Genomic DNA, 4,666 nt, shown 5'->3' with positions numbered 1-4,666 from the left:
GGTTCCGCCACCGGCTCGCGAGGCGATGAAACCTTGCGTCAGGATCACATCATGGGGCGCCAGGCGCGCGATGAGAGCTTCGTCGCGCTCTTCGGAAACCGCGTTGTCGAGCCAGCTGCGCGTCTCGTCTGCGGTGCTGGTGCCGGTCAGCACATCGCGCGCATCCAGTCCGTCAGCCGCAACACCCAGCTTGTGCAGAAGCGCAAGGCCGAGCGCCGATGCCATGAGTTCGCCCAGCGCCATGGTCTCGGCGCGCACGCGCGCACTGGCCTCACCTACAAGCGCCATGCCGGCGGCAAGCGCATCGAGGCGTGAGAACCAGGGCGCCAGAAGCGCTTCGCCGTCGAGACCGGCTTCCCTTGCAAAATCGAGATGGCGCTGGCGGATGGCGGCCGCGGCGGCCTCGCCCTCACCGGCAAGTGCCAGACCGGGCAGCGCTTCGAGCAGGTTCGAAATGCCCGACAGCGCCGAATGCACGATCAGCACGCGCTCGCCTTCGGCCAGGCGTTTTCGGGCGAGACGCGCGATGATTTCCCAGTTCTTGGGGCGCGCCACCGAGGTGCCGCCAAACTTCATCACGATAAGGGAACGCGCCGTCATGGCCTTGCTGTCCTGGTCCGTTCATCCGCACACTGCGGACACAAACCCTTTCCTTTAGCGCTTATGCTGCGCTGCGCAACGGGCATGGGTGTTTGCACTTCACCTGCCGTCATGCCACTGACACGCCGCCGCGTTATCGCAGCGCGCATGTCTGGCCCGGCCTCGAAGGATTCCTCGATGACCCCAATCCGCTTTTTCCTCGCCCTTGCAACGGCTTGCGCTCTTGGCGCGTGCGCAAGCGTGGACGCTCCGTCCGATACGGATCTTGCGGGCGACGAGCCGATTGTCCTGATGATCGGTGTGGACGGGCTGACGGCTGATGCGCTCGACCGCTTCGAGGCCCCCAACCTGCAGGCGCTGGCCGATCGCGGCATCCGCCCGCATGGCATGGTGCCGGTGATGCCGAGCGTGACCTTCACCAATTTCTACTCCATCGCGACCGGGCTCTATCCGGAAGATCACGGCATGATCAACAATCATCCGTTTGACCGCGAGCTCAACGAAGGCTTCGTCAACCCGATGAGCGCGCAGGACAGCCGCTGGTGGGCTGGCGAACCGATCTGGATCACGGCAGAGCGTCAGGGCCTGTCGACCGCCATCATGTTCTGGCTGGGCAGTGAGGTGGAATTCGCCGGTGACCGCCCGACGCGCTGGACGCCCTACGAGCACAACAAGCCCTATGAGGAGCGCGTGGCCGAGGTTCTTGCCTGGTTTGACGCACCCGCAGCGGAACGCCCGCGCTTTGCCGCCGTCTATTTCGATCTGGTGGACACGATCGGCCACCGCACCGGCGCCAACACGCCCGAGGTTGGCCAGGCCATTGCCACGATTGACCGCCATGTCGGCGATCTGGTTGCGGGGCTTGAGGCGCGCGGGCTCCTGGACCAGACCAATATCATCATCGTCTCCGACCATGGCATGGCGACCAATCCGGAAGACCAGGTTGTCCATGTCGACCAGTGGATCGATTTCAGCACGGTATATATTCCCGAGCTGGAAGGGCGCGGCGGTAATGGCTACCGCCCCTTCCTGAACGTCTATGGCGAGCCGGAAGCCATCGACGCGGCCTATGAGGCGCTGCAAGGCGCGCATCCGCACATGCGTGCGTGGCGGCGCGGCGAGATGCCTGCCCATTTCCGCTTTGACCACCCGTCGCGCGGGCCGGACCTGTTCGTTCTGGCCGATGCAGGCTGGGCCCTGAGTGCGCGTGACCTGCCTATGGGGCCTTACCGGTCGCTCGGTGTTCACGGCTATGAGAATATCGACCCTGTCATGCATGCGGGCTTCATCGCGGCAGGCCCTGCCTTCCCGCAAGGCGAGCGCCCGGACGTGTTCGAGAACATCAATGTCTACCTGCTGATCGCCTGCATACTGGGTCTCGACCCGGCGGAAACCGAAGGCGATCCGGCTGTGGTTTCCGCGCTGACCGGCGGACGGTGTACGGCGCAATAGCTAAGACCACCGGCTTTTCCAGCTTCGCCGCTTGGCCTCGCTTGCGGGACGGGCTATCGAGGAAGGACTTTGAGTCTGTCTGCCAGAGGGAAGGAAGCCTCCATGTCCAACGCGCCACACCGCATCACCTTCATCGCCTCGACGTTTTCTGCGGCTGCGCTGGAATTCCATCGCGGACGGATGTCTGAGCGCGGCTACCGCATGGAAGGCCGTATCGAGCCGACCGTGTTCCAGCGTATCAATGATGACGGCTCGACCAGCGACGAGTTTGGCGGCGAACCGGTCTTCACGGTGACGTTCATCAAGCGTGAGGACTAGGGAAAGGTCTTGAACGCCGTGCTGCCCGCCAGCCCTGTCCGGCCTGAGGCCGTTGCCGACACTTTCGAACCTGCTGCCAGCGCCGCACAGGCCGTCGACCGGTTGAGCGCACTCTACACCCGCTCGGTCGCGGCCTTGCGTCAGGCGCTGAAGACCTATCTCGATGGCGGCTTGCCGCCGGGCGGTGCAGACCGGGCTTCAGGGCTTTTTGCATATCCTGAGCTGCGCATCACCTACCGTCCTGACGGGCCGGTGCCGCCGCTCAGCCGTGCCTTCGGCAAGTTTTCCGAAAGCGGCGTCTACACCCAGACCATCACCCACCCGGAGCTTTTCCGGGACTATCTGACCGAGCAGGTCTCCCTGCTGCAGGGCGAGTACGACATACTGGTCGAGACCGGGCTTTCCACGCAGGAGATTCCCTTCTCCTACGTCCTTGATGGTGCCGAGGATCTCGACATGGACGGGGCTGCGCCAGCCGAGCTGGTGCGCCATTTCCCGTACGCAGACCTGTCGCGGATTGATGATGCACTGCCCAATGGCGAGCGCCCCTCCATCCCGGGCACTCCGCGCCCGCTATCACTCTTCGATGGCGCGCGCACCGATTACTCGCTGCAGCGTATCAAGCACTATACCGGCACGCCGTTCGAGGATGTGCAGGACTTCATCCTGTTCACCAATTATCACCGCTATGTCGATGCGTTCGTCGCCTGGGCGGCAGAGCAGCTTAAAGCCGACAACGAGTATGAATCGCTGTCAGCGGCCGGTTTCGTGCATGTCGATGCCAGCACGGAAGACCCGCTCAGCGTCGTGGAAAGCGCGCCTTGGCGGCGCTTCCAGATGCCGGCCTATCACCTCAAGGCCCCCGGACGGCGCGGCATCACGCTGGTCAATATCGGGGTCGGTCCCTCGAACGCGAAGAACATCACCGACCATCTGGCCGTGATGCGTCCGGAATGCTGGCTGATGATCGGTCATTGCGGCGGTCTTCGCCATTCCCAGCGTCTTGGCGACTATGTGCTGGCGCACGCCTATCTGCGCTATGACGCGGTACTGGACCGGGACCTGCCGGTTGAAATCCCGATCCCGCCGATTGCAGAAATCCAGATCGCCCTGCAGGACGCGGTAAAGCGGGTCAGCGGCGACAAGGGCGAGGCGCTCAAACGGCGGCTGCGCACCGGCACGGTCGTGACCCATGCCGACCGGAACTGGGAGCTGCGCTATCTGCAGGAAGCCAGGCGCATCAATCAGTCACGCTCCATCGCGGTGGACATGGAAAGCGCCACGATTGCCGCAAACGGTTTCCGCCTGCGCGTGCCCTACGGCACCTTGCTGTGCGTGTCCGACAAGCCCCTGCATGGCGAGCTGAAGCTGCCGGGTGCTGCGAACCGCTTCTACAACAAGTCGGTGTCGGAACACCTGCTTGCCGGTATAGAAACGGTCCACATCCTGAAGGCGGCAGGCTCGGAAGCCCTGCATTCGCGCAAGCTGCGCAGCTTTGACGAGCCGCCTTTCCGCTAGGCGCTGCGGGCCTTGCCGGCCTTGAGCGGTTCGGGCGCGGTTTCGCCATTGATCCGGATACGGGTGCCCAGCTGCGCGACGATCCCGATGGGTGCCGGACGTCCGAGCAGGAAGCCCTGCCCCTCGTCGCAGCTTTCCGAATGGAGAAGCGTCAGCTGTTCCTGGGTCTCGATCCCTTCGGCGAGAACCGGGATGGACAGGCTCTTGGCCAGTGCCAGCACCGCGCGCACCACGGCCAATGAACGCTGGTCGGTCTTCAGCTCGTCGGTGAAGGACTTGTCCAGCTTGATCTTGTCGAACGGGAAGGTCCGCAAGGTATCGAGCGAGGAGTAGCCCGTGCCGAAATCATCAAGCGCGATGGAGACACCCAGCGCCTTGATCTGACGCATGATGTGCAGCGATTGGGCCTTGTCCTTGATAAGGGCGGTTTCGGTCAGCTCGATCTCGAGGCGTGCCGGCGGCAGGCCGGTCTCGATCAGAACCTGATGGATCTGCTGGGGCAGGCTGATATGGGTCAGCTGGATCGCCGAGAGATTGACGGCCACCTTGTGCGGATGCGGCCAGGAGGCTGCATCGAGGCAGGCCTTGCGCAGCACCCAGTCACCCAGCGGCAGGATCAGGCCATTGGCCTCGGCCAGCGGAATGAAGTCCGCCGGAGAGATCGGACCTTTTTCCGGGTGCGTCCAGCGCAGAAGTGCCTCGTAACCGCGCACCTCGCCGGTGCCGATCGCGGTCTGGACCTGATAGTGCAGGGTCAGCTCGTTGTTATCGATGGCGT

At 63.8% G+C, this 4,666-nt stretch carries 5 protein-coding genes; 3 read left to right on the top strand and 2 right to left on the bottom strand.

Going from position 1 to position 4,666, the window contains the following annotated elements:
- Nucleotides 1–600: amino acid kinase family protein (locus ACTS2Z_RS04290; RefSeq protein WP_442571992.1), on the bottom strand; the 600-nt coding region annotated here is incomplete at its 3' end.
- Nucleotides 601–777: 177 nt separating this feature from the next.
- On the opposite strand from ACTS2Z_RS04290, the gene ACTS2Z_RS04285 reads away from it, so the two are divergent.
- From ACTS2Z_RS04285 to ACTS2Z_RS04275, 3 genes are all read left to right on the top strand, one after another.
- Nucleotides 778–2,052 (top strand): alkaline phosphatase family protein, encoded by a 1,275-nt coding sequence (locus ACTS2Z_RS04285; protein ID WP_442571991.1) that lies wholly within the window; start codon nucleotides 778–780, stop codon nucleotides 2,050–2,052.
- A 102-nt stretch (nucleotides 2,053–2,154) separates the two neighbouring features.
- Nucleotides 2,155–2,370 carry an AMP nucleosidase gene (locus tag ACTS2Z_RS04280; protein WP_442571990.1) on the top strand — a complete coding sequence of 72 codons (216 nt, stop codon included), beginning with the start codon at nucleotides 2,155–2,157 and terminating at the stop codon, nucleotides 2,368–2,370.
- A gap of 18 nt (nucleotides 2,371–2,388) precedes the next feature.
- Entirely contained in the window at nucleotides 2,389–3,888 is a 1,500-nt protein-coding gene (locus tag ACTS2Z_RS04275) for an AMP nucleosidase (protein ID WP_442571993.1), read from the top strand.
- On the opposite strand, the gene ACTS2Z_RS04270 is transcribed toward ACTS2Z_RS04275, so the two are convergent.
- Nucleotides 3,885–4,666 (bottom strand): putative bifunctional diguanylate cyclase/phosphodiesterase (locus tag ACTS2Z_RS04270; protein WP_442571989.1); only part of this gene is annotated, 782 nt, incomplete at its 5' end. The genes ACTS2Z_RS04275 and ACTS2Z_RS04270 overlap by 4 nt on opposite strands.

The organism is Glycocaulis sp., assembly GCF_052168375.1.
In the GTDB taxonomy this organism is placed as follows: domain Bacteria; phylum Pseudomonadota; class Alphaproteobacteria; order Caulobacterales; family Maricaulaceae; genus Glycocaulis.
This window is presented reverse-complemented; position numbering and strand designations above follow the sequence as displayed.

What these genes read in the sequence shown, in the direction of transcription:
- ACTS2Z_RS04285 (WP_442571991.1), top strand. Translation starts at nt 778, where the DNA reads ATGACCCCAATCCGCTTTTTCCTCGCCCTTGCAACGGCTTGCGCTCTT.
- ACTS2Z_RS04280 (WP_442571990.1), top strand. Translation starts at nt 2,155, where the DNA reads ATGTCCAACGCGCCACACCGCATCACCTTCATCGCCTCGACGTTTTCT.